Annotated in this window: 20 protein-coding genes; 14 read left to right on the forward strand and 6 right to left on the reverse strand. The window is 70.3% G+C overall.

The features are described from left to right. Window positions 1-78 precede the first annotated feature (78 nt). On the reverse strand, window positions 79-1,446 hold the full coding sequence (locus tag OVA26_RS07370) for an MFS transporter (RefSeq protein WP_268103626.1): 1,368 nt from the start codon (window positions 1,444-1,446) through the stop codon (window positions 79-81). A 144-nt stretch (window positions 1,447-1,590) separates the two neighbouring features. On the opposite strand from OVA26_RS07370, the gene OVA26_RS07375 reads away from it, so the two are divergent. The 4 genes from OVA26_RS07375 (at window position 1,591) to OVA26_RS07390 (ending at window position 8,300) form a co-directional block, all read left to right on the forward strand. Continuing rightward, window positions 1,591-4,020, forward strand: coding sequence for a heavy metal translocating P-type ATPase (locus OVA26_RS07375; RefSeq protein WP_268103627.1), 2,430 nt, complete (start codon window positions 1,591-1,593; stop codon window positions 4,018-4,020). A gap of 281 nt (window positions 4,021-4,301) precedes the next feature. Continuing rightward, window positions 4,302-4,706 (forward strand): hypothetical protein, encoded by a 405-nt coding sequence (locus tag OVA26_RS07380; RefSeq protein ID WP_268103628.1) that lies wholly within the window; start codon window positions 4,302-4,304, stop codon window positions 4,704-4,706. A 195-nt stretch (window positions 4,707-4,901) separates the two neighbouring features. Further along, entirely contained in the window at window positions 4,902-7,061 is a 2,160-nt protein-coding gene (locus OVA26_RS07385; protein ID WP_268103629.1) for a DEAD/DEAH box helicase, read from the forward strand. Window positions 7,062-7,271: 210 nt separating this feature from the next. Continuing rightward, the gene (locus tag OVA26_RS07390; protein ID WP_056227271.1) at window positions 7,272-8,300 is read left to right on the forward strand and encodes a 6-phosphofructokinase; all 1,029 of its coding nucleotides are present in this window, start codon (window positions 7,272-7,274) and stop codon (window positions 8,298-8,300) included. Between the two features lie 238 nt (window positions 8,301-8,538). Here OVA26_RS07390 and OVA26_RS07395 read toward each other — a convergent pair whose 3' ends face one another. Continuing rightward, window positions 8,539-10,653 (reverse strand): S9 family peptidase, encoded by a 2,115-nt coding sequence (locus OVA26_RS07395; protein ID WP_268103630.1) that lies wholly within the window; start codon window positions 10,651-10,653, stop codon window positions 8,539-8,541. A gap of 211 nt (window positions 10,654-10,864) precedes the next feature. On the opposite strand from OVA26_RS07395, the gene OVA26_RS07400 reads away from it, so the two are divergent. The 4 genes from OVA26_RS07400 (at window position 10,865) to OVA26_RS07415 (ending at window position 15,022) form a co-directional block, all read left to right on the forward strand. Then, on the forward strand, window positions 10,865-12,082 hold the full coding sequence (locus OVA26_RS07400) for an inorganic phosphate transporter (RefSeq protein ID WP_268104897.1): 1,218 nt from the start codon (window positions 10,865-10,867) through the stop codon (window positions 12,080-12,082). Further along, window positions 12,082-12,411 carry a peptidase gene (locus OVA26_RS07405; protein ID WP_268103631.1) on the forward strand — a complete coding sequence of 110 codons (330 nt, stop codon included), beginning with the start codon at window positions 12,082-12,084 and terminating at the stop codon, window positions 12,409-12,411. Before OVA26_RS07400 ends, OVA26_RS07405 begins: the two co-directional genes overlap by 1 nt. 51 nt (window positions 12,412-12,462) lie before the next feature. After that, a complete protein-coding gene (locus OVA26_RS07410; protein ID WP_268103632.1) occupies window positions 12,463-13,365 on the forward strand; it encodes a phosphodiesterase in 903 nt (300 codons plus the stop codon). Window positions 13,366-13,558: 193 nt separating this feature from the next. Then, entirely contained in the window at window positions 13,559-15,022 is a 1,464-nt protein-coding gene (locus OVA26_RS07415; RefSeq protein ID WP_268103633.1) for an aspartate ammonia-lyase, read from the forward strand. Between the two features lie 63 nt (window positions 15,023-15,085). On the opposite strand, the gene OVA26_RS07420 is transcribed toward OVA26_RS07415, so the two are convergent. Beyond that, the gene (locus tag OVA26_RS07420) at window positions 15,086-15,952 is read right to left on the reverse strand and encodes a fumarylacetoacetate hydrolase family protein (RefSeq protein WP_268103634.1); all 867 of its coding nucleotides are present in this window, start codon (window positions 15,950-15,952) and stop codon (window positions 15,086-15,088) included. A gap of 83 nt (window positions 15,953-16,035) precedes the next feature. Here OVA26_RS07420 and OVA26_RS07425 point away from each other — a divergent pair, with 83 nt between their 5' ends. From OVA26_RS07425 to OVA26_RS07435, 3 genes are all read left to right on the forward strand, one after another. Next, a complete protein-coding gene (locus tag OVA26_RS07425; RefSeq protein ID WP_268103635.1) occupies window positions 16,036-17,196 on the forward strand; it encodes a PrsW family intramembrane metalloprotease in 1,161 nt (386 codons plus the stop codon). 173 nt (window positions 17,197-17,369) lie between these two features. Further along, window positions 17,370-17,735, forward strand: coding sequence for an FKBP-type peptidyl-prolyl cis-trans isomerase (locus OVA26_RS07430; protein WP_268103636.1), 366 nt, complete (start codon window positions 17,370-17,372; stop codon window positions 17,733-17,735). A gap of 150 nt (window positions 17,736-17,885) precedes the next feature. Then, on the forward strand, window positions 17,886-18,446 hold the full coding sequence (locus OVA26_RS07435) for a YceI family protein (RefSeq protein ID WP_056227302.1): 561 nt from the start codon (window positions 17,886-17,888) through the stop codon (window positions 18,444-18,446). Between the two features lie 97 nt (window positions 18,447-18,543). Here the strand turns inward: OVA26_RS07435 and OVA26_RS07440 are convergent, their stop codons facing one another. Beyond that, entirely contained in the window at window positions 18,544-19,461 is a 918-nt protein-coding gene (locus OVA26_RS07440) for a DMT family transporter (RefSeq protein ID WP_268103637.1), read from the reverse strand. Between the two features lie 116 nt (window positions 19,462-19,577). After that, window positions 19,578-20,912: an MFS transporter gene (locus OVA26_RS07445; RefSeq protein ID WP_268103638.1), complete on the reverse strand. Its 1,335-nt coding sequence runs from the start codon at window positions 20,910-20,912 to the stop codon at window positions 19,578-19,580. Between the two features lie 168 nt (window positions 20,913-21,080). Between OVA26_RS07445 and rpsO the strand changes: the two genes are divergently transcribed. Next, window positions 21,081-21,350 carry a 30S ribosomal protein S15 gene (rpsO, locus tag OVA26_RS07450; RefSeq protein ID WP_056227311.1) on the forward strand — a complete coding sequence of 90 codons (270 nt, stop codon included), beginning with the start codon at window positions 21,081-21,083 and terminating at the stop codon, window positions 21,348-21,350. A 135-nt stretch (window positions 21,351-21,485) separates the two neighbouring features. Here the strand turns inward: rpsO and OVA26_RS07455 are convergent, their stop codons facing one another. Further along, a complete protein-coding gene (locus OVA26_RS07455; RefSeq protein WP_268103639.1) occupies window positions 21,486-22,502 on the reverse strand; it encodes an isopenicillin N synthase family dioxygenase in 1,017 nt (338 codons plus the stop codon). Window positions 22,503-22,718: 216 nt separating this feature from the next. Between OVA26_RS07455 and efeU the strand changes: the two genes are divergently transcribed. Both efeU and efeO read left to right on the forward strand, forming a co-directional pair. Next, window positions 22,719-23,717, forward strand: a complete 999-nt coding sequence (efeU, locus tag OVA26_RS07460) for an iron uptake transporter permease EfeU (protein ID WP_268103640.1) — start codon at window positions 22,719-22,721, stop codon at window positions 23,715-23,717. A gap of 61 nt (window positions 23,718-23,778) precedes the next feature. Continuing rightward, window positions 23,779-25,008 carry an iron uptake system protein EfeO gene (gene efeO / locus OVA26_RS07465; RefSeq protein ID WP_268103641.1) on the forward strand — a complete coding sequence of 410 codons (1,230 nt, stop codon included), beginning with the start codon at window positions 23,779-23,781 and terminating at the stop codon, window positions 25,006-25,008. The last annotated feature ends 1 nt before the right edge of the window (window position 25,009 follow it).

Here is a 25,009-nt window from a genome sequence, read left to right on the forward strand (position 1 = left end):
GGGCCACCCGCGAACGACGGTTGCGGGGTGTTTCCGCACCGCGCCCGAGCGGCCCCGGAACACCACGCCGCGCCCGCGTCAGTCCGGCCGCGACAGGTGATTCCGGATGCCGAGGAACGACGCCGCGGCCCCGAGCAGCATCAGCGCGGCGGTGAAGACGGCCGCGCGGTGGAAGCCGCCGAGGTCGAGCGAGCCGCCCACGACCGCCGAGACGGCCGCGATCGCCAGGAGCCCCGCGACGCGAGAGACGGCGTTGTTGACGGCCGAGGCGATGCCGGAGCGCTCGGTGTCGATGGCGCCGAGCACGGCCGCGGTGAGCGGTGAGACGGTGGCGGTGAGCCCCAGGCCCCACACGACGACGCCGGGCAGGATCTGCGTCCAGTAGTCGAAGTCGCCGCTGACGTTCAACAGCAGCAGAGCCCCCGCCGCCATCACGATCGGCCCGAGCGTCATGAACAGGCGCGGGCCGAAGCGCCCCGCGAGGGCGCCCATCCGCGAGCTGAGCAGGATCATCAGCACCGTGCTCGGCAGCGACGCGAGCCCGGCGAGGGTGGCGGGCAGCCCCGCGCCCTGCTGCAGGTACACGCTCACCACGAAGCCGTTGAGCGACAGCGCGGCGTAGACGAAGACGGTCGCCAGGTTGCCCGCCCAGAAGTTGCGCGAGCGGAAGAGGTCGAGCGGCATCATCGGGTCGCGCGCCGTGCGCTGACGCAGGAGGAACCCCGCGAACGACAGGATGCCGATGACCCCGGGGAGCCAGATGATGGGGGACGCCCAGCCGAGGTTCGGCTGCTCGATGAGGGCGAAGACGATGCCGCCGAGGCCGAGAGCGCACAGGACCGCGCCGAGGATGTCGACGCGGGCCCCGGGCCGGCGGTGATCGCGGTGACCGAGACGGGCGAGCAACCACATGGTCACCGCGATGGGCAGCACGTTCACCAGGAACACGAGGCGCCACGACAGCGTGTCGACGAAGATGCCGCCGACGAGGGGCCCGGCGATCATGGCGACGGTCGTCGCTCCGGTCCAGATGCCGATCGCGCGGGCCTGGGCGGGCCCGCGGAACGTCGAGGTGATCAGGGCCAGCGAGCTCGGGACGAGGAGGGCGCCGGCGATGCCCTGCAGCGCGCGGGCGACGATGAGGAACTCGGCGGTGGGGGCGGCGGCGATCGCCACCGACGTGAGCCCGAAACCGATCAGGCCGATCCGCAGCACCACGATGCGTCCGAGGACGTCGCTCAGTGATCCCGCGACCAGGATGAAGGCGCCGAGGGTCACCAGGTAGGCGTCGACGACCCATTGCTGCGTCGACAGTCCGCCGCCGAGTTCGCCCGCGATCGCGGGGAGGGCGACGTTGACCACCGTCCCGTCGAGGAACGACACGAACGAAGCCAGGACGGCGATCGACAGGACGACCCGCTGCTCGCGTGTCATCGTCTCGACCATGGCCCCAGCGTACGGTTCCCGCTGGTCGTGCGCGCGGGGCGGACAGCATCTCCGTCGGTGTCGGGGGGGGGGGGGGGGGGGGCACGCCCACGGAATACCCCCAGGGGGTATCGTGTTCTGGACGGAGTGACCGGAGGAGAAGCCATGCGCGACAACACCGAGCCCCCGACGTCGACCGCCGAAGCCGTGCTCGACATCGAGGGCATGACCTGCGCCAGCTGCGTCGCCCGGGTCGAGAAGCGGCTCGGCCGCGTCGACGGCGTCGAGGCCGCGGTCAACCTCGCGACCGAGACCGCGCGGGTCCGGTACCCGGCCGACCTCGACCCCGCGGCTCTCGTCGCCGCCGTGCGCTCCGCCGGCTACGACGCCACCGTGCGTCCGCGCTCCCCGTCTCGTGACACGACCGCAGGGGCCGCGGCATCCCTCCCGCTCCCTCTCCCGACGGAGGAGCGACCGGATGCCGGCACCCCGGCGCCGCAGCCCGTCGCGGTTCCCGCTCCCGGCGGCGACATCGACGCCACCACCGGCCACTCCCTCGACGGGGCCTCCGGCCACGGGGCCTCCGACCACGGGGCGTCCGACCACGGGGGCCACGTCCACGACACCGCCGACGCCCCGGGCTCCACCCCGCTGCGCGTGCGGCTGCGGGTGTCGCTCGCGTTGGCCGCCCCCGTCGTGGCCCTCGGCATGATCCCGGCGTGGCAGTTCCCCGGCTGGCAGTGGGTCTCGCTCGCGCTCGCGACGCCGATCGTGCTCTGGGGCGGATGGCCGTTCCACCGCGCGACGCTGCGCAATGCCCGCCACGGCGCGGCGACCATGGACACCCTGATCACCCTGGGCGCCTTCGCCGCCTACCTGTGGAGCGTGTGGGCCCTCGTGTTCGGGGCGGCCGGGCGGATCGGCATCCGGCACGAGGTCGCCCTGTTCGGCCCCGTGCACGACGCGAGCTCCGTCGTCTACTTCGAGGTCGCGGCGGCGGTGACGGTGTTCCTGCTGCTCGGCCGCGTGATCGAGCAGCGTTCCACTCGCCGCGCGGGAGCAGCGCTGCGTTCCCTGCTCGACCTCGGCGCCCGCGAGGCCGAGCTCGCGGACGGGAGCCGCATCGATGTCGATCGCCTCGCCGTGGGCGACGTGTTCGTCGTCCGGCCGGGAGCGACCGTCGCCACCGACGGCGAGGTCCTCGAGGGCACAGCCTCGGTGGATGAGAGCATGCTCACCGGCGAGGCGGTTCCAGTCGACGTCGGTCCCGGATCGATCCTCACCGGCGGCACGATCGCGGCGGGCGGGCGCCTGCTGGTGCGCGCGACCGGCGTGGGCGAGCAGACCCGCCTGGCCCGCATCGCGCGCCTGGTCGAAGACGCGCAGCTCGGCAAGAGCCGCGTCCAGCGTCTCGCCGATCGCATCTCGGGCGTCTTCGTCCCGGTCGTGATCGTCCTGGCCGTCGCGACCCTCGTCGCCTGGCTGCTGGCGGGGCAACCCGTGGCCGCCGGCTTCACTGCGGCCGTCGCGGTGCTCATCATCGCGTGCCCCTGCGCGCTCGGCCTCGCCACCCCCATCGCGATCCTCGTCGGCACCGGCCGCGGAGCGCAGCTCGGAATCCTCGTGACGGGACCCACGGCCCTGGAGTCGGCCGAGCGCATCGACACGATCGTGCTCGACAAGACCGGGACCCTCACCTCGGGCCGGATGAGCGTCACGCAGGTCACGACCGTCGATGCCCAGGATGCCGCTGACGCCCTGGAGCGCGTCGCCGCCCTCGAGCGCGGCTCCGAGCACCCCATCGCCCACGCCATCGTCGCCGCCGCAGGAGACGGTCCCGTCGCCACCGCCCTCGAGGCCCTGCCCGGCCGCGGCGTCACGGGGACCGTCGACGGCGTGCGCGTGTTCGCGGGGCGTCCGGCCCTGGCCGCCGAGTTCGGCGCCGAACTGCCGGTCGCTCTGGCGGACGCCGTGACGGCGGGGGAGCAGCGCGGCACCGTCGTCGTGGCCGGGTGGGCCGACACCGACGGCGCCCTGCGTGCACGGACCGTGATCGAGGTGGCCGACACCGTCCGCACCGAGAGCGCGGAGACCGTCGCCGAGCTGAAGGCGATGGGCCTCGAGCCGATCCTGCTCACCGGCGACAACGAGCACGTCGCTCGGGCGGTCGCCGCCGACCTCGGAATCGACCGCGTGCGTGCCGGCGTCCTCCCCGAGGGCAAGGTCGAGACGATCCGGGCGCTCCGCGCCGAGGGGCGCACCGTCGCGATGGTCGGAGACGGGGTCAACGACGCCGGCGCTCTGGCATCCGCTGATCTGGGCATCGCGATGGGCGGAGGGACCGATGCCGCGCTGCACGCGAGCGACGTGGCGCTCATGCGCGACGACCCGCGGGGCATCGTCACCGCCCTGGCGCTCAGCCGGCGCACGATGCGCGTCATCCGCGGCAACCTGTTCTGGGCCTTCGCGTACAACGTCGCCGCCCTGCCGTTGGCGGCGCTGGGACTTCTGAACCCGATGCTGGCGGGGGCCGCGATGGCGTTCTCGAGCGTCTTCGTCGTCCTCAACAGCCTGCGCCTGCGACGCGCGGTCTGAGACTCCGATGAACTCGCGCGGGCCGGGTTAGTGTCGAGGTGATCCCTGGAGGTCGCATGTCCCCCCTCGCCCGTGCCGCCGCATTCGGAAGCGTCGCCGTCGTCGCGATCGTCACGATGACCGCCTGCGTTCCCGAAGCAGAACCCGCAGACACGCGGGCCTCGTCCCCGTCCCCGAGCGCCGCGTCACCCGCGCCGGGAGCATCGCCGACCGCCTCGGCGTCGCCTACCCCGACAGCTGCTGCCCTACCCGCATCGTGCGATGACATCTACTCGGCGTCGATGCAGACCACGTTGACCGCCGACGTTCCGCCGTTGAACGACCCGGGCGTGACGCTCCTCTCGACCGACCAGGCGGCGCTTCTCGAATTGCTGGACACGGTGCCGACGCTGCGATGCTCGTGGGGGGAGCCTGGCGACACCGGGCTTTCGACGAACGTCTCGGTGGTCTCCGCTGATCAGGCGGACTCGGTGAGAGACATCCTGAACACATCTGGTTTCGGGTGCGAGTCTCAGGGGGATGCGACGATCTGCCGCATCGAGCAGCGGGGTGTCTCCCTGGACGACAAGCCGTACACGCGAGGCGAGACGCAGGCCGTGCAGGGGTCGTACTGGATCACGACGTCGTGGGTGAACATCGACCCCGACGGGTACACCCAGGACATCCTCGCGGCTCTTGCTCGCTGAAAGGTGTGGCGAACGGGTAGAATGGTGATGATCCCTTCGCTGTTTCCGGCGTGCCGCTCTCGATCGAGGGTGCAGCCGGGTCGTGGAGCCCACTCGTAGCGACGTGCCGTCGGCGACGAACTCCCGGGGTCACTGATCCACCGGCATTCGCCGGACGCTCCGGATTGTCATCCGGACGACACGCTCAGGAGGAGCATGCCGACTACGGCAACCGCGTCCCGAGGCTCGAGCCAACGACGCAGGAAGACCACGTCATCCCGACGAGACGACGAAGCACCCGTCATCCCGATTCTCGCCCGCAAGGTGCGCGAGATCGAGGCGAAGGCGCAGCGCGGAAAGCTCGGGCCCACCAACCGCGTCAAGTTCCAGGTGATCGCGTTCCTCGTGCGCGAGGAGCGCGCCCGGGTCAAGGCCGACACCGAGATCACCGACGCCGCGCGCGCCGAGCTGCTCAAGCGCCTCGACGGGGTCGCCACGATCCTCGCCAAGACCGCCGCGCGCGACACCTCGCTCATCCAGCTGCTCGAGGTCGACCAGGCCACGTCTCCTGTCGCCCGCCGCATGCGCCGCGACTGGCTGCTGGAGTCCGGGGCCGAGCTCCCGCCCGACGAGCTCATCATCACCGACAACACGCCCAATATCGCCCCCGTGGTGCCGGCGGCGCTGGCCGAGAAGCAGGTCGTCCCCGCCTCGATCGAGGCGCGCCAGATGTCCAACCCCTTCCTCGCCCCCGATCTCACGCCGCGTGCGAGCGGAGACGCCCCGCGCCGCCGCCTCGACGGCTGGGAGCTCATGGGCCCGCTGTACAAGGCGTTCGAGACCGGCGCCGGAGGATCGGCGGCCAGCATGGAGCTGCCGCCCGTCCCCGAGTTCGACCGGCTCTCGCCGCGCGGGCTCGAGGTCATGCCGCACCAGTCGCGCTTCCTCGAGGCCGTGCGCACCGGTCACCGCTCGTTCCTCCTCGCCGACGAGCCGGGCCTGGGCAAGACCGCCGAGTCGGTGCTCGCGGCATCCGTCGCCGACGCGTATCCGCTGCTGGTCGTCGTGCCGAACGTCGTCAAGATGAACTGGGCACGCGAGGTGCAGCGGTGGACGCCGCAGCGCCGCGCGACCGTCATCTCGGGCGGTGGCGCCGACATCGACGCCTTCGCCGACGTCTTCATCGTCAACTACGAGATCCTCGACCGGCACCTGTCGTGGCTGTCGTCGATCGGCCTCAAGGGCGTCGTGGTCGACGAGGCGCACTTCATCAAAAACCTCACGTCGCAGCGCTCGCAGAACGTGCTGGCCCTGGCATCCCGTGTCCGTCAGCAGACCCGCGACCCGCTCATGCTGGCGCTCACGGGCACCCCGCTGATCAACGACGTCGAGGACTTCGACGCGATCTGGCGCTTCCTCGGCTGGACCAACGGCGAGAAGCCCGGTCCCGAGCTGATGGAGAAGCTGGATGCCACCGGCCTGACCCCCGCGGACAAGGCGTTCTACCCCGAGGCGCGCGAGGCCGTCATCTCGATGGGCATCGTGCGGCGCAAGAAGAAGGACGTCGCCGCCGACCTGCCCGACAAGCTCGTCGCCGACCTCCCGGTCGAATTGGACGACGAGTTCGGGCGGTCCATCCGTCAGGCCGAACGCGAGCTCGGCGCCCGCCTCGCGGCGAAATACCACCGGATCATCGAGGCACGCGGGGACCGCGGTCTCGCCGCCGGAGAGATCGACGAGGACATCGTTCGCCTCGTCGCCCACGGCGAGCTCGAGGAGTCCAAGGCCGCGGGCTCGGGGAACGAGAACGTCTTCACGATGGTCCGCCGCATCGGCCAGGCCAAGGCGCACCTCGCCGCCGACTACGCCGTGCAGCTGCAGCGCTCGGTCGGCAAGGTCGTGTTCTTCGCCAAGCACATCGACGTCATGGATGCGGCGGAAGCCCACTTCAAGGCATCCGGGCTGAAGTCGGTATCGGTCCGCGGTGAGCAGACCTCCACCGCGCGCCAGGCCGCGATCGACGCGTTCAACAGCGACCCCGACGTGGGAATCGCGGTGTGTTCGCTCACCGCCGCCGGTGTGGGCCTGAACATGCAGGCCGCCTCGAACGTCGTGCTCGCCGAGCTGTCGTGGACCGCCGCGGAGCAGACCCAGGCCATCGACCGCGTGCACCGCATCGGTCAGGGCGAACCCGTGACCGCGTGGCGCATCATCGCCGCGCACACGATCGACACGAAGATCGCGGAGCTCATCGACTCGAAGGAAGGGCTCGCCGCTCGCGCCCTCGACGGCCAGGCCATCGAGCCCGGCTCCAGCGACTCGGTGCAGCTGTCGGCGCTCATGCACCTGCTGCGTCAGGCGCTCGGCAAGGCCTGATCCTCGCCGCACGAACGCCCCGGTCGCTTCGGCGCCGGGGCGTTCCTGCGTTCCCGGGTGGGAGCTCGCCTCTCGGCGGGGTCGCGGGGGTCCCGGCATCCGGCGCCCCTCCGTCACCGTGTGGCAGCGTTCCCGCCCGCGGCGATAGGGTCGAAGACGGCAACGGCGCCGACCCCTTCACCCGAATCACAGCACCAGAGGACTCTGCCCATGAAGATCGGCATCCTGACCAGCGGCGGCGACTGCCCCGGGCTGAACGCGGTCATCCGTGGCGTCGTGCTCAAGGGCACGACCAACTACGACATCGAATTCGTCGGCATCCGCGACGGGTGGCGCGGCGTCGTCGACGGCGACTTCTTCCCGCTCACGCGTCACGAGGTGAAGGGCCTGTCCAAGGTCGGCGGCACCATCCTCGGCACGAGCCGCACCAACCCCTACGAGGGGGCGCGCGGCGGCGCCGAGAACATCTCCAAGACGATGTACGGACACCGGCTCGACGGCATCCTGGCCATCGGCGGCGAGGGGACCCTGGCCGCGGCCGACCGCCTGTCGAAGGACGGCATCAATGTGCTCGGTGTGCCCAAGACGATCGACAACGACCTCCGCGCGACCGACTACTCGTTCGGTTTCGACACCGCCGTGAACATCGCGACGGATGCCATGGACCGCCTGCGCACCACCGGTGACTCGCACCAGCGCTGCATGGTGGCCGAGGTCATGGGCCGCCACGTCGGCTGGATCGCCCTGCACGCCGGCATCGCCGCGGGCGCGCACGTGATCTGCATCCCCGAGGTGCCGATGTCGATCGACGAGATCGTCGAGCAGGTCACCCGCGCTCACGACCGCGGCCGCGCGCCCCTGGTCGTCGTCTCGGAGGGCTTCAAGCTCACGGGCATGGACGAGGCGTTCAGCGACAAGGGTCTCGACGCCTTCAACCGTCCCCGCCTCGGCGGCATCGGCGAGCTGCTGGCGCCCGAGATCGAGCGCCTCACCGGCATCGAGACCCGCTCGACCGTGCTCGGCCACATCCAGCGCGGCGGTTCGCCGTCGGCCTTCGACCGCGTACTCGCGACGCGCCTGGGCCTGCACGCCGCCGACGCGCTGCACGAGGGCGCCTGGGGCCAGATGGTCGCGATGCGCGGCACCGACATCGTGCGCGTCCCGTTCGCCGACGCGCTCGGCGAGCTCAACAGCGTCCCGCTGTATCGCTACGAGGAGGCCGCCGCGCTGTTCGGCTGAGCCTGCTGATATTGCGACGCCCCGTCCTGCCGTGTGCGGGGCGGGGCGTCGTGCTGCGGCGGGGCCCGGACCATGTCCCGAAAAAGGTCGCCTGCGCGGTGTGTGGACAGCCAAAAGTGGGACACGGTCTGCACAAATCGGGACATGGGTTGGCAACGGAGCGACTTCGAACGCCCCCACACACGCCGAACGCCCCGCCGCGCGAGGCGACGGGGCGTTCGAGAGCGGCGCGCGCGGGTCAGTCGTCGAGGCCGAGCACGTCGAGCAGCCACGCGAGCTCGAAGGCGCGCTCCCGCCAGGCGTTGTAGCGGCCGCTGACGCCGCCGTGGCCGGCGACCATCTCGCACTTCAGCATCGCGTCGGCGCCCACCTCGCGCAGCCGTTGCACCCATTTCGCCGGCTCGACGTACAGCACGCGCGTGTCGTTGAGCGAGGTGACCGCGAGGATGCGGGGATACCCGACGCCCTCGCGGACGTTCTCGTACGGCGAGTACGACTTCATGTAGGCGTAGACGTCGGCGTCGTGCAGGGGGTCGCCCCACTCGTCCCACTCGATCACCGTGAGCGGCAGCGAGGGGTCGAGGATCGTTGTCAGGGCGTCGACGAACGGCACGTCGGCCAGGATGCCGGCGAACAGCTCGGGTGCGAGGTTGGCCACGGCGCCCATGAGCAGGCCGCCCGCGCTGCCGCCCTCGGCGACCATGCGGTCGGGGGTGGTGTAGCCGCTGTCGACGAGGTGCCGTGCCGCGGCGACGAAGTCGGTGAAGGTATTGCGCTTCGCACGCATCTTGCCGTCTTCGTACCACTGCCGGCCCATCTCGCCGCCCCCGCGCACGTGCGCGACGGCGAAGACGACGCCGCGGTCGAGCAGCGACAGGCGGGCGACCGAGAACCCGGGCTCGATCGAGTGCTCGTACGAGCCGTAGCCGTACAGGTGCGCGGGGCGAGGGGCATCACCGGGCTCGCCGAACGACCGCTTCCACACGAGCGACACCGGCACTTGTGTGCCGTCGTCGGCCGGAGCCCAGACGCGCGCCTGTCCGTAGTCGGCGGGGTCGAAGCCGCCGAGCACGGGCTGGCGCTTGCGCAGCAGCAGCTCGCCGGTCTCGACGACGTAGTCGTACACGGTGCCCGGAGTGACGAACGAGCCGTAGCCCAGTCGCAGCACCGGGGGAGCGTACTCGGGGTTGCCGCCGGTGCCCGCGCTATACAACGGCTCGTCGAACGCGATCTCGGACACGGCGCCGTCGGCGTACGAGAGCATGCCGAGGCGGGCGAGGCCGTCGTGACGGTAGCCGACCACGCCCCAGTCGCGGAACGTGTCGACGCCCAGCAGGCGGTGGCCGGGGTGATGGGCGATCACGGTCTCGCGGGGGCCCTGGGGATCGGATGCCGAGACCCGGACGAGCTCGAAGTCGAGCGCGCCGTCGTTGTGCAGGATGTAGAGCACGTCCTCGCCGTCGACGACGGCGTGCGAGGAGGAGTACTCGACGCCCTCGCGCCGCGGCCACACCACGCGGGGCTCACCGCGGAGGTCGTCGGCGTCGAGGATCCACTCCTCGCTCGTGATCGACGAGCCCATCTCGATCATCAGGTAACGATCGCTACGCGTGAAGTCGGCGCCGACCCAGTAGCGGTCGTCGGGCTCGTGGAAGAGCTTCACGTCGTCGCCGACGGGAGTGCCGATCTCGTGCAGCCACACGGTGTCGGGGCGCCAGGCGTCGTCGACCGTTGTGTAGACGATGAAGCGCCCGTCGGGAGAGAACGTCGCACCCGAGAAGGTCCCAGGGATCTCGTCGGCGAGCGTCGCGCCGGTGGTGAGGTCGCGCACGCGCACCGTGTAGCGCTCGTCGCCGGCGACGTCGATGCCGTAGAGCATGCGCGTGCCGTCGTTCGAGATCTCGAAGCTCCCGAGCGAGAAGAAGTCGGTGCCCTCGGCCTCGACGTTGCCGTCGAACAGCACCTGCTCGCCGGGCACGGGGGAGTCGGGCGAGAGGGTGGGCGGCGTCCAGTCGTCGGGGGAGTCGAGGGGAGCGCGGCACTGGATGCCGTACTGGGCGCCGGCGACCGTACGGCCGTAATACCACCAGTCGCCGCGACGGGCGGGCACCGACAGGTCGGTCTCGAGCGTGCGCCCCTTGATCTCGCCGAAGATCGCGTCGCGCAGCGGCCCGAGGTGAGCGGTGCGCTCTGCGGTGTACGCGTTCTCGGCCTCGAGGTGCGCGATCACCTCGGCGTCGTCCTTCGCGCGCAGCCATTCGTACGGGTCGTCGAAGGTGTCCCCGTGATGCGTGCGCGCGACGGGGCGGCGGTCGGCAATGGGCGGGGTGGGCTTCGGGTCGAGATCGGTCACCGTTCCACGGTAGTGCGCCCCTGAGCCATCGGTCCGCAGAGAAGACACGGGTTGCCGTGCCCCCGGCCACCGGGCAAGTTTGACCGCCGCGCCCCTCGGTGAAATGATGTCGAGGCGACACCGATGAACAGGTGTCGAACTCCAGGTGAACTCTTCGTTCGTCGCGCCGATCCCGTCGGCATCCCTTCTTCCTTCTCACGGAAAGCGAACGGTGGAGAGCGCAGCCCTCATCATCGTGCTGGTCATCGCGCTGGCACTGTTCTTCGATTTCACCAACGGATTCCACGACACCGCGAACGCGATGGCCACGCCCATCGCGACGGGTGCGCTGAAGCCGAAGGTCGCGGTCGTGTTGGCGGCCAGCCTCAACCTGGTCGGGGCGTTCCTGTCGACCGAGGTGGCCAAGACGATCTCGGGCGGCATGATCCGCGAGGAGCAGCTCAGTCCCGACATCTTCCCGCCCATCATCTTCGCGGGCCTCATCGGCGCGATCACGTGGAACATGCTCACGTGGCTGCTCGGCCTGCCGTCGAGCTCGTCGCACGCCCTCTTCGGCGGCCTGATCGGCGCGACCCTCGTGGGCGTCGGCGCGTCGGCGATCGACACCGGGGTGGTGCTGAGCAAGGTCATCCTCCCGGCGCTCATCGCGCCGCTCACGGCGGGGATCATCGCCTTCGTCGTGACGAAGATCGCCTACGGCGTCACCCGCCGCTACGACATGAAGGCCGACGGTCGCGACGGCTTCCGCTGGGGCCAGATCTTCACCTCGTCGCTGGTCGCGCTGGCGCACGGCACGAACGACGCGCAGAAGACCATGGGCGTCATCACCCTCGCCCTCATCACGGTCGGCTGGCAGTCCTCGGCGAACCCCGACCCGCAGCTCTGGGTCGTCTTCGCGTGCGCCCTGACGATCGCTCTCGGCACCTACATGGGCGGTTGGCGCATCATCCGCACCCTCGGCAAGGGCCTGACCGACGTGAAGCCCGCGCAGGGCTTCTCGGCCGAGACCTCGACCGCGGCGACGATCCTCGCCTCCAGCGCCCTGGGCTTCGCACTCTCGACCACCCAGGTGGCATCCGGATCCGTCATCGGCTCGGGCCTCGGCCGCCGCGGATCGACCGTGCGGTGGAACACCGTCGGTCGCATCATGATCGGCTGGGTGCTGACGCTCCCCGCCGCCGGTGCCGTCGGTGCCGCCGCGGCCTTCATCGTCGTCTGGCTGGGCGGCTGGGGCGTGGCCGTCGACGCGGTGATCGCCGTCGTCATCGTCCTCGGCCTGTTCCTGCGCTCTCGTCGCGACTCGGTCACCTCGGCCAACGCGATGAGCGAGGTCGCCGACTCCGGCGCCGCAGTCAAGGTGCCGCGCAAGCCCGGCCCGACGCGTCGCCAGCGCCGTCTCGAACGCGACAAGGCCGGAAAGGACGCCTGATGCTGATCAACTGGGAAGCCTTCCTCCAGGTCTTCGTCGCGGCCATCGTGGGCGCCTCGATCGTCGTGACGTTCTACTCGCTGGGTCTGCGCCTGCTCGTGACCGGCGGGCGTCCGCCCCTGGTCTCTCCGGCGGAGTTCACGGATGCCATCACCGTGATCACCGACAAGCAGAGGCGCCGCGCCGAGAAGGCGGTGGCCAAGGCGGCCAAGAAGAATCCGCTGAGCGACGGACAGAAGCGGCTGGCGCTCGTGGGCGCCTACGCGTGCTTCGCGGTGTGTGCCGCCGCCGTGCTGGGTGCGCTGCTGCTCATCCTGTTCAACCACTGAGCGGCCGACGCCGCGGCGGCGGGTGTCGGAGGCCCCTCCTAGGCTGAGGACATGGCATCCGTGCAGTTCGGTCAGCACGCGCCCGCCGCGCGCGTCATCCTCCACCTCAGCGACACGCATCTGCTGGCTGGCGACCGCCTGCTCGGCGATCGCTACGACACCGCGCGCCACCTGCGGCGCACGCTCGAGGCCGCCGAGGCGACGGGGGTGAGACCGGATGCCGTGGTGTTCACCGGCGACTTGACCGACCTGGGCGAGCCCGAGGCCTATCGGGTGCTGCGCGCCGAGGTCGAGCCGTGGGCGGAGCGCCTGGGGGCCCCCGTGGTGTGGGTCGCGGGCAACCACGACGAGCGCCCGGCCCTGCGCGAAGGGCTCCTCGACGGCGAGCCGACGCAGGAGCCGGTGACCGGCGTGTGGGACCTCGGAGGGCTGCGCCTCATCGCGCTCGACTCCACGGTGCCCGGGTGGCATCACGGCGACCTCGACGCGGCGCAGCTCGACTGGCTGCGCGCCGAACTGTCGACCCCGGCGCCGCTCGGCACGATCCTGGCGCTGCACCATCCGCCGCTGCCGTCGCACATCCCGTTCTTCGACATCCTCGAGCTGCGCGATCAGCAGGGTCTCGCGGCTGCGATCGCGGGGAGCGACGTGCGGGCGATCCTCGCCGGTCACCTGCACTATTCGACCTCCGGTACCTTCGCCGGGGTGCCGGTGAGCGTGGCCTCGGCCTCCTGCTACACGATGGATCTCGCGCGCCCCGCCGACGAGGTCAACGGGATGGATGCCGGACGCTCCTTCCACCTGGTCCATGTCTGGGACGACACGATCACGCACGCCGTCGTCCCGGTGGTCGACGACGAGGCCTCGGGCTTCTTCACCCCCGAGTGGACGGCGCGCATGGCGCAGCTCACGCCCGAGGAGCGACTCGAGGCGTTCTCGCGCAAGCGCCCGTGATGGCCGGTCACGGCCGACCCGGACGACCGCTCGGCGGCAATCCGTCGGGCGTCGACAGTCCCTCGACTACCGGCAATAGACGTGACGGATGGTGCGGATGACGCGACCGGCCGCCGTGTCCACCGGCCCTCACTGTCCCGCTCGTTAGGCTCGTGGCATCCCTCTTCACCATGACACCCACGAGGACCCCCACATGGCTTTGGACGCAATGACGCGCACCCGTACCGAGACCGACTCCCTCGGATCCCTCGAGATCCCCGCCGACGCGTACTGGGGAATCCACACCGCCAGAGCGCTCGAGAACTTCCCGATCGCCAAGCGACCCATCTCGGTGTACCCCGACCTCGTGCGGGCCCTGGCGATGGTCAAGCAGGCCTCGGCCCGGGCCAACCGCGAGATCGGCGTGCTCGACCACGAGAAGGCCGACCTCATCGATCGCGCCGCCCAGCGCGTGATCGACGGCGAATTCCACGACGAGTTCACCGTCGGCGTCATCCAGGGCGGTGCCGGCACCTCGACCAACATGAACGCCAACGAGGTCATCACCAACATCGCCCTCGAGATGGCCGGGCGCGAGAAGGGCGACTACGCCTTCCTGTCGCCGATCGACGACACCAACCGCAGCCAGTCCACGAACGACGTCTACCCGACCGCGATCAAAATCGGGCTCGCGCTCACCCTCCAGAGCCTGCTCGAAGAGCTGAAGCTCCTGCGTCTGTCGTTCCTGTCGAAGTCGGAGGAGTTCCACGACGTCCTCAAGGTCGGGCGTACGCAGCTGCAGGATGCCGTGCCGATGACCCTCGGTCAGGAGTTCCACGGTTTCGCGACGACGCTCGGCGAGGACTACAACCGCCTCACCGAGAACGCGTACCTGCTCTACGAGATCAACATGGGCGCGACTGCCATCGGCACCGGGATCACCGCCCACGCCGGCTACGGGGGAGCGGTGCTCAGGCACCTGCGCCAGATCACCGGCCTGGATCTCGAGACGGCGACCGACCTCGTCGAGTCGACGAGCGACACCGGCGCCTTCATGTCGTTCTCGTCGTCGCTCAAGCGCAACGCCGTCAAGCTGTCGAAAATCTGCAACGACCTGCGTCTGCTGTCGAGCGGCCCCCAGGCAGGCCTCGGCGAGATCAACCTCCCCGCGCGCCAGGCGGGTTCGAGCATCATGCCGGGCAAAGTGAACCCCGTCATCCCCGAGGTGGTGAATCAGGTCGCGTTCTCGGTGGTCGGCGCCGACATGACCGTGACGATGGCCGTCGAGAGCGGTCAGCTCCAGCTCAACGCCTTCGAGCCGGTCATCGCGCACTCGATCTACCAGTCGATCACGTGGATGCGCCAGGCGATGTGGACGCTCCGCGTCAACTGCGTCGACGGCATCACGGCCAACCGCGAGCGTCTGGGCGCGATGGTGGGCTCGTCGGTTGGCGTCGTCACGGCGCTGACGCCGTTCATCGGCTACGCCGCCGCGGCGGCCCTCGCCAAGACCGCGCTGCTCACGCACCGCAACGTCGCCGACCTGGTCGTCGAGGCCGGACTCATGACCCGCGACGAGGTCATGAAGCAGATCTCTCCCGCCCGTCTCTCCGGCCTGCAGGCGGTGACGGCCGCGATCCCGATCGTGCGCGCGGCGGACAGCGTCGTCGAGGGCTGAACGCTCGAGAACATCGAAGGGCCGGGACGTGATCGTCCCGGCCCTTCGCCGTGCGTGCCGACGTCAGTCGAGGATGCGGCAGTGAGTGGTCAGCTCGCCGATGCCGTCGATCCCGACGGTCACGGTGGAGCGGTCGCGCAGGAAGATCTGCGGGTCGCGCGAGTAACCGGCACCTCCGGGGCTGCCGGTGGAGATGAGGGTGCCGGGGAGCAGCGTCACCGACTCCGACAGCTTGTTGATGAGGGTCGCGACCGAGCGCACCATTTGGCCGGTGCTGGCATCCTGAACCGTGTGACCGTCGACGACGGTCCAGATGTGCAGGTCCTGCGGGTCGGGGATCTCGTCGGCGGTCACGACGAAAGGACCGGTGGGGGTGAAGCCGTCGAACGACTTGCAGCGCGACCACTGGGCCTCGGAGAACTGGATGTTGCGCGCGGTCACGTCGTTGACCACCGTGTAACCCCAGACGTGGTCGAGCGCGTCCTCCTCGGAGATGTCGCGGCCGGGACGCCCGATGATGACCCCGAGCTCGGCTTCGTAGTCGACGGCCTCGCTGAGCGAGCGCGGCCACGAGGTGGTCTCGCCGTGCGCGGTGAGCGAGTTCGGCCACAGCACGAACACGGTCGGACCGGCGTCGGTCTTGAGACCCAGCTCGCCGGAGTGCGCGGCGTAGTTGAGGCCGACGGCGAGGATCGAGGGCGGAGCGAGCACCGCGGACGCGTACCGGATGCCGGTGAGGGGATGCCGCGGGGCGCTCGCCGCAGCGTCGCGCACGCGCGCCAGCAGGTTGTCACCGCCGGCGATGAGCTGCTCGAGGGTGCGCGGGGCACCGGCGAAGAACTCGTCGACGAACGAGAACTCCTCGCCGTGGACGCTGACGAGACGGGGGGCTTCCGCCCCCTCCTGTGCACGGACGTGGGCGAAGCGCATGCCTCCACGCTACCGGGCTCGGCGCGGTGGGGGAGCCTGCAAGCCCCGGATGCCGTGTCGTTCGCCACCCCTAGGCTGTGCGCATGACCTCCCCCTCGCCGCTATCGCGGCCCGGATCCGCCGAGCCGCCCCGCATCACCACGGCTCCCCAGACGGCGGTGTCGGCGACCCCGCCCGGCTCGCGACGCGGAGGCGTGGCGCTGTGGATCGTCGCCGTGCTGCTGGTGCCCCTCCTCGCGCTGCTGGTGCGCTACTTCACCGCGTTCCTCGGCACGGCGGCGTCGTTCATCGGGCTCGTCCTGGCCGTCGTCCCCTTCGTCATCGTGTGGTTCGCCGTGCGCTACATCGACCGGTGGGAACCCGAGCCCCGTCGTCTTCTCGTCCTCGCGGTGGCGTGGGGTGCGATCGCCTCTGTCGCGATCGCTCTGGGTGTCGATCTCGTCATCACCCTCGCCGCGGGGCCGCTTCCGGGCGCCGCGAGCAGCGTCATCCAGGCGCCTCTGGTCGAAGAGGTCGCCAAGGGACTCGGGGTGCTGTTGATCTTCGCCTTCGCACGTCGCGCGTTCGACGGTCCGGTGGACGGCATCGTCTACGGTGCGCTCATCGGGGCGGGCTTCGCGCTGACCGAGAACGTGCAGTACTTCGCGATCAGCTACCTCGAGGGCGGCCCCGCGCAGGTCGCGAGCACGTTCTTCCTGCGTGCCGTGCTCTCGCCGTTCGCCCATGTCATGTTCACGAGCCTCACGGGGTTCGCTTTCGGCCTCGCCGCGCGGCGGGGGCTGCGCGCGGGGGCCGCGCTCCGCTACGGCGTCCCGGGCGTGCTGGGCGCGATCGTTCTGCACGCGCTGTGGAACGGTTCGGCCACCTTCTTCGACTTCTTCGAGGTGTACGCCGCGCTGCAGGTGCCGCTGTTCGTCCTGTTCATCCTCGGCATCCTGGCTCTGCGTCGCGAGGAGTCCCGGCTGACGAGGGCTCGGCTGGGGGAGTACGCCGCGGCGGGGTGGTTCACCCCTCAAGAGGTGGACATGCTCGCGACCGGCCCGGGGCGACGGTCGGCCCTGGCGTGGTCTCGCACCCTGCCGGGGGACCGCGCCGCCGTGATGAAGGGTTTCATCGCGGATGCCACGGCTCTCGCAGCCGCGAGACAGCGTTCGCTGTCGGGACGCGACCCGAACGCCCCCGCCACGGAGCGCTACCTGCTCGAGCGCACGACCGCCGCCCGCGCGGCGCTGCTCCGCCCCTGACAGGAGCCCGAGAGGGGGTCTTGACAGCATCGCGGCGCGGGAGCACCATCGAAGTAGGCCAACTCAGCGCCCGGTAGACACGCAGGCATCGCCGCGGCACCGGGCGCTGAGTCTTTCTCCGGCCGGGTTGTCCAGGGGGCTCGCGGGCGGCGCGTCCGTGCTTGGATGGAGTCATGACTGATCGCACCAAGCCGGAGTTCGACGCTCCCAGCGGCCCCGCCCCCTCCGACCTCGTCATCCGCGACATCACCGTCGGCGACGGCGACGAGGCGAAGCCCGGCGACACCGTCACCGTGCACTACGCCGGTGTCGAGTACGAGTCGGGTGAAGAGTTCGACTCCTCGTGGGGTCGTGGCGAGAGCATCCAGTTCCCCCTCCGCGGCCTGATCCAGGGCTGGCAGGACGGCATCCCGGGTATGAAGGTCGGCGGACGCCGCGAGCTCGTGATCCCGCCGCACCTGGCCTACGGTCCCGCCGGCGGGCACTTCCTCGGTGGAAAGACCCTCATCTTCATCATCGACCTGCTGAAGGTGGGCTGATCAGCCGTTCTTCATCGTCTGTTCACGAACCCGAGGGGGCTGCGGCCTCCTCGGGTTCGTTGTTTTCCTCGATCGTGGAATACATTCGTGTGAATGGGAGTTGGACCCCGGCAGGACGCCGATACGGCTCCCCAGACCTTTAGGAGTGACATGACTGACACCACCGCCCTCGACATCCCCGGTTACAAGGCGGGCACCTGGGTGCTCGACCCCTCGCACAGCGAGGTCACCTTCTCGGTGCGCCACATGATGATCTCGAAGGTGCGCGGCACCTTCGGTATGAAGAGCGCCACGATCGTCGCTCCCGAGAACCCCCTCGAGGCCACCGTCGAGGCATCCGTCGACGTCACCTCGGTCGACACCAAGGACGAGGGTCGCGACCAGCACCTCCGTTCGGCGGAGTTCTTCGACGTCGAGACCTACCCGACGATGGACTTCCGCTCCACCGGTGTCCGCCTCGAGGACGGCGACTTCCTCGTCGACGGCGACCTGACCATCCGCGGCATCACCAAGCCCGCGACCTTCGCGCTCGACTTCGGCGGCTTCGGCACCGACCCGTGGGGCAACTACAAGGCCGGCGCGACCGCCAAGACGGTCATCAACCGCGAAGACTTCGGCCTCACCTGGAACGCGGCCCTCGAGACCGGCGGCGTGCTCGTCGGCAAGGACGTCACCATCGAGCTCGACCTGCAGCTCTCGCTCCAGGCGTGATCGTCCCGCAGCTGACGCTGCGGACATGAACTCCTCGAAGGCCCCGGGTGCTCGGCATCCGGGGCCTTCGTCGTACCCCGCGGAGGCGGGGGCCTGCTCAGGCGCGAGCGTGACGCCGCAGGCGGATGCGCTGCTGCACGAGCAGAATGCCCACGAACACCACGGCCGCGCCCACGGGCTCGTTCCACGAGATGCGCTCGCCCAGGACCAGGATGCCGAGAGCCACCCCGACCACCGGGGTGATGTACGTGACGGTCGAGGCACGGGTCGGCCCCCAGGCGCGCAGGGTGTTCTGGTTCCAGACGTAGGCGATTCCGGTGCCGAGGACGCCGAGGGCGACGATGCTCCCGACGACCGGCAGGGTCAGCTGCATCGGCTCGGCCAGGATGAACGGCGACAGCAGGACCATGAACGCCGCCGCCGGCCCGATGTAGCCGAACGCGAAAGCGATGCCCGAGAGGCCGGTGTCGCCGAGGAAGCGGCGCATGTACGCGAGGCTGAAGCCGTAACAGGCTGTCGCGCCCAGGAGGGCGATCTGCGCGATCGTGCTGTCGCCCACATCGGCGACGGCGCCCGGCGCGATGATTACGACGACGCCCGCGATGCCCACGGCGATGCCGATCAGCTGCCCGAGCTTCAGGCTCTCGACGCGGAAGACCGCCCACGCCATGATCGCGGTCATGATCGGCGTGGTCGCGTTGAAGATGCTCGCGAGCCCCGAGGAGACGTGCTGCTCCGCCCACGCGAACAGCAGGAACGGCACGACGCAGAAACTCAGCGACAGCACGCTCAGGTGCCCCCACACCCGGCGATCGCGGGGCAGACGCTCGCGGCGGATCGCCACGATCGCGGCCAGCGCGAGAGCGCCGAACAGCAGACGGCCGCCGGCGACCTGCGCCGGGGTCATGCCGGTCAGGGCGATCGCGATGAAGAGGAAGCTCGAGCCCCACACGATGCCGGTGAGCACGAACTGCACGGCGATCGAGACGGGCGAGGGAGCGGAGGTGGATGCCACGGAGCCGACACTACGGCCGACCGTCGACATCGCGCGGGCCGGGCTAGTGCGACGGCCGGAATCCGCCGACGATCGGCAGCTCGGGGTCGCACGACGAGAAGGGGTGGGCCGAGAAGTCAGGGCTGGGGGTCGAGCGCGTCGTACGCGCGGAAACGCGGCGAGAACCGCACGAGGGTGCCGACGAGACCGAGGATCAGGATGCCGCCGAACAGCGGCGGCACCCACAGGGCGGCGAGTGTCGCCAGGGTGCCGGCGTAGAGGGCGCCGACGCGAGGGCCGCCGGCCACCACGACGACGAAGATGCCCTGGAGGCGCCCGCGCATGGCATCCGGAACCGCCGCCTGCATCATGGTCGACCGATAGATCGCACTGACGTTGTCGGCGGCGCCGGACACCGCCAGGACCACCGCGGCGAGGGCGATGAGGGCGACCGCCGCGTGGGTCTCGTCGACGAGGGCCGGGCGGAGCCAGCCGAGAGTGGCCGAGAGAAGCACGAAACCGAAGAGGCTGATCGACAGACCGTAGACCTGGATCGCACGTTCGATGCCGAGCCCCTGACGGCGCACGCGCCCGATCGGGCCCGAGAACAGGCTGGAGAAGAAGGCCCCCGCGGCGACGGCCGCCGTCAGGATGCCGGTGGTGATCGCCCCGCCGCCCAGCAGCACCGCCCCGATCGCCGGGAACAGGGCCACCGGCTGCCCGAAGGTCATCGCGATGATGTCGAGGATGTACTGCAGCCGGATGTTCGGAGCCCGACGGAGGAAGCGCACGCCGTCGCGGAACGACTCGAGTCCGGGTCGAACGATCTCACCCTCGGGGCGGAGCTTCGGCAGCGACCAGAGGCCGAGGAACAGCGAGGTCATCAGGAGGACGTCGAGAGAGTAGGTCCAGGCGTAACCCGCGACGGCGACGAGCACGCCGGCCAGGGCCGGGCCCGCCATCACCATGACCCCGACGGTGACGCCCTGCAATGCGGCGGCGGCGGGCAGCAGATCCCGGGGGATGAGGCGGGGGGTGATCGCGGACTTCGTCGCCATCACGATGGAGTTCGCCGCGGAGTTCACCACGCTGAGCACGAAGAGCGACCCGACGGTCTCGAGACCTGTCCACGCGAGGGCGGCGAGCAGCGCGGTCGAGGCGAACGTGACCACCGCGGCCAGGAGGGCGACGGTGCGTCGGTCGAAGGCATCGGCGAGCATGCCGCCGTACAGGCCCGCCGCAACCATGGGGAGCAGCCCCGCGACCGCGATCATCGACACCGCGAACGTGCTCTGGGTCAGCTCGAACACGTGGAGCATGACGGCGACGACCGTCAGCTGGCCGCCGAGGCCGGCGAGCGTCGACCCCACCCAGAGTCGCGCGAAAGCCGGCGAAGTCGTCAGGGGCCGCAGATCGATGAACGCACCGCGGGCGCCTCGGCGCGGGGGAGCGGCGGGATCGGTCTGACTCACGGCTCGAGGCTACGCCAGCCCTCCGACACCGGACGCCGCGGACCGGTGCGGTGTCGGCATCCCGATGCTGGTAGACTCATGCGGTTGCCGTTCGATCGGCCGCGGATAAAGAGAGCTCGCACATCGTGTGACGGGCGCCGCGCAATGAGAAGGAAGGGGATCCCATCTATGGCACTCGAAGCAGACGTCAAGAAGGCGATCATCGAAGAGTACGCGACGCACCCCGGTGACACCGGATCCCCCGAGGTGCAGGTCGCGATGATGACGCAGCGCATCAAGGACCTCACCGAGCACCTCAAGACCCACAAGCACGACCACCACTCGCGCCGTGGGCTCTTCCTGCTCGTCGGTCAGCGCCGCCGCCTGCTGGGTTACCTGCAGGACGTCGACATCAACCGTTACCGCTCGCTCATCGAGCGTCTCGGTCTGCGTCGCTAATCGCACCAGCGTTCTATCGCGCAAAACATTCTTGGAAGGCCGCCCCACGGTGTGGGGCGGCCTTCGTCATTCCCGGCGCTCGTCGCTCCCGCTCGACCGTGCCTCCACGCGTTTATCGAGAAGGTTGCCCGGAGGTCAGGATGCCGTGCGGGCGGCGACCAGGTCGGGATGCCAGCGCTCGGCCACGTCGGGGTGGGCGCGCAGCCGCGACTTGAGGGCGTTCTCGCCGTAGGTCGCGTGGATGGGGTTGTCGGGGTCGTCCTCGACGCCGCGAGACTGGGCGGCGAGCTCGGCCGGCAGCTCGATGATCGGCAGTCGCGCATCGAGGGCCGGGTTGAAGAAGAACGGCACCGAGATGCGCTCGTCGGGGAACCGCGGCGAGATCACCCGGTGGTTCGTCGCCCGCAGGTAGCCCTGGGTGGCGTACTCGAGCAGTTCGCCGATGTTGACCACGAAGGCGCCGGGCACCGGGGGAGCGTCGACCCACTCGCCGTCGCGCTCGACCTGCAGGCCGCCCTTTCCGGGCTCGACCCACAGCAGGGTCAGCACGCCCGAGTCCTTGTGGGCGCCCACCCCCTGCTGGGGGGTCGGGTCGTCCTTACCGGGGTAGCGGACGATCTTGATGAGGGTCTGCGGGTCGCCGAAGTGGCGGTCGAAGTACTGTTCCTCCGCGCCAAGGGCGAGGGCCCATGCGCGGAGGAGCTTGCGGGCGACGCCCGTGAGGTGGTCGTGCCACTCGGTCACGACGTCCTGCAGCTCGGGCTGGGCCGCGGGCCACAGGTTCGGACCGACGAGACGGTTGTACCCCGGGCCGTCGGGGTCGGTCAGGGGGTCGCGCTCGGGGCCGATGTCGATCTGCTCGCGCCAGTCGACGCGGCCCTGCGTGCGCTCGCCGCCGACGCGCGTGTACCCGCGGAAGTGGGGGCTCGTGACGTTCTCGATCGAGAGCTTCTCGGCCTCGGGCAGGGCGAAGAAGTCCTTCGCGGCCTGCAGCAGGCGCGCCTCGAGCTCGGCGCTCACACCGGTGCCGGTGAGGTAGAAGAACCCGACGTCGTGGGTGGCGGCGCGCAGCTCATCGCGGAAGCGGGCGGCGGCGTCGGGGCCCTGGTCGAGGAGCGAGAGGTCGAGAACGGGGAGGTTCAGGTCGGACATGGATCGAGGCTAGGTCGGCCCGCGCGATGCCGCCCGAATGTTGCCGACGATTACCGCTCGGCGGGTGACGCCCGCGTCGAGAGGGATGATCCCGCCGATCCCTGGTGGGAATCGTCCCGGGTATTGCGTATTGTGTAGTGGTCAGGTGAGGCTGTCCTTACCTTCCGCAGTGCCGCGGCGTCCTCACCCCCATCGTGAAAGTCGGGTCCTCCGCTCGTGCTCGCAAGCTTCTTCGCCACCTTCCTCATCGGTCTGCGTGAGGGCCTCGAGGCGGCCCTGGTCGTCGGCATCCTCGTCGCCTACCTCACGCGTCTCGACCGCCGCGACGCGCTCCCCACGCTGTGGACCGGTGTGGGACTCGCCGTCGCCCTCGCCCTCGGCGTCGGGGCGATCTTCACCTTCGGCGCGTACATGCTGACGTTCGAGGCGCAAGAGTTGCTCGGCGGCGGGCTGTCCCTGGTGGCCGTCGCGATGGTCACGTGGATGATCTTCTGGATGCAGAAGGCGGGGCGCACGCTCAAGGCGGGCCTCGAGGGCGGCCTCGACAAGGCGCTGCGCGGGGGCGTCTGGGCGCTCGTGGCCATCGGGTTCGTCTCGGTCGCGCGCGAGGGCGTCGAGACGACCCTTCTGCTGTGGTCGATGGTGCAGTCGTTCGGCGAATCGCCCGTCGCCCTGTTGGGCGCACTGCTCGGGCTGATGACGGCCGTCGTGCTCGGCTGGTTCATCGCGCGCGGCATGCTGCGCCTGAACCTCGGCCGCTTCTTCACCTGGACCGGCGGCGTCCTCGTCATCGTCGCGGCCGGCGTCCTCGCGTACGCCTTCCACGATCTGCAGGAGGCGGGAGCCCTTCCCGGACCCTTCGGAGCCGGGGCGCCGCTCGATCCCGCGACCGGTGCGGTCGCCACCGGGTGGGCCGGCTTCCCCTTCGGCTGGGCGTTCGACGTATCCACCGCCATCGCGCCCGACAGTGCGCTCGCCGTACTACTTCAGGCGACGGTCGGCTTCATGCCGCAGATGACCTGGCTCCAGGTGATCGCCTGGGTGGCGTACATCGCCATCGTCGCGCCCCTCTTCTTCCGCGGCGTCCGCGCGAACCGCCGACCGCGGCCGACGGGTGCGTCGGCGTCGGATGCCGCACCCCGCCCCACCGCCCCGGTGGAGCCGGCACGGGTCGGGTCCTCGCCCACCGCCCCGCCCGCCACCGCCACCCCGTAGCCCCCCGGCACCGACCGCGTGCCCGACGCCGCGGCATCCCTCTCTCATCGATCGGAGAACCATGAACTCGACACGCCTCCTCGCGGCGACCGCCGCGGCCGGCGCGACCGTCCTGCTCCTGTCCGGCTGCGTCGCGAAATCCGACGCGGCGGCCTCGGGTGCACTGTCCGTCACCTCGACCGGCGACGGCTGCGCGGTCTCGGCCACCAGCGCGCCCAGCGGCACCGTCGCGTTCGACGTGAGCAACAAGAGCGACCAGGTCACGGAGTTCTACCTTCTGGCGTCCGACGGTCTGCGCATCGTCGGCGAGGTCGAGAACATCGCCCCGGGTGCCTCGCGCAACCTCACGGTCGTCGCGCAGCCCGGCGACTACTTCACCCTCTGCAAGCCCGGTATGGTCGGCGACGGGGTGGGCAAGGCGAGCTTCACCGTCACCGGCGACGCCGTCGCCGTCAGTGGTCCGGATGCCGAGCAGAAGCAGAAGGCCGTCGACCTCTACGCCGCCTTCGTCAAGGACCAGGTCGGACAGCTGATCCCCGCCGTGCAGACGTTCACCGCCGCCTACGAGTCGGGCGACGACGCCGCGGCGAAGGAGCAGTTCCCGCGCGTGCGCGCCTTCTACGAGCGCATCGAGCCGATCGCCGAGGCGCTCGGCGACCTCGACCCGCGCATCGACTACCGCGAGGTCGACGCCGTGGCCGAGGGGCTGGGCTGGACCGGGTTCCACCGCATCGAGAAGGACCTCTGGGTTCCGGCGCAGGACGCCCTGAACGCCGACGGCGAGACCCCCGCGTGGAAGGACTGGGCGCCCTCGACCCCCGCCGAGCGCGCGACCTACGGTGACAAGCTCGTCGCCGACACCCAGGAGCTGTACGACTACGTGCACTCCGACGCCTTCACCCAGGCGCTCGACGCGCAGGGCGTCGCGGGGATCTCGAACGGGGCGATCTCGCTGCTCGACGAGGTTGCCACGGGCAAGATCAGCGGCGAAGAGGACTGGTGGTCGGGCACCGACCTCAACGACTTCGCGGCGAACGTCGAGGGCTCGAAGATGGCCTTCTCGCTCGTGCGCGATTTCGCCGATTCGAAGGGCGACAAGGGCACCGCGCTCGTGTCGCGCATCGACGGCGGCTACGCCGATCTCGAGGCGGCCCTGGCGAAGTACGGGTCGCTCGACGCCGGCTTCGTCCCCTACAGCCAGATCACCGAGGCCGACAAGCGCCAGCTCACCGACCTCATCAACGCCCTCGCCGAGCCGCTCTCGCAGCTGACGGTGACGATCCTGGAGTGAG

This window comes from Microbacterium sp. SL62 (assembly GCF_026672635.1).
GTDB classification, from domain to species: domain Bacteria; phylum Actinomycetota; class Actinomycetes; order Actinomycetales; family Microbacteriaceae; genus Microbacterium; species Microbacterium testaceum_A.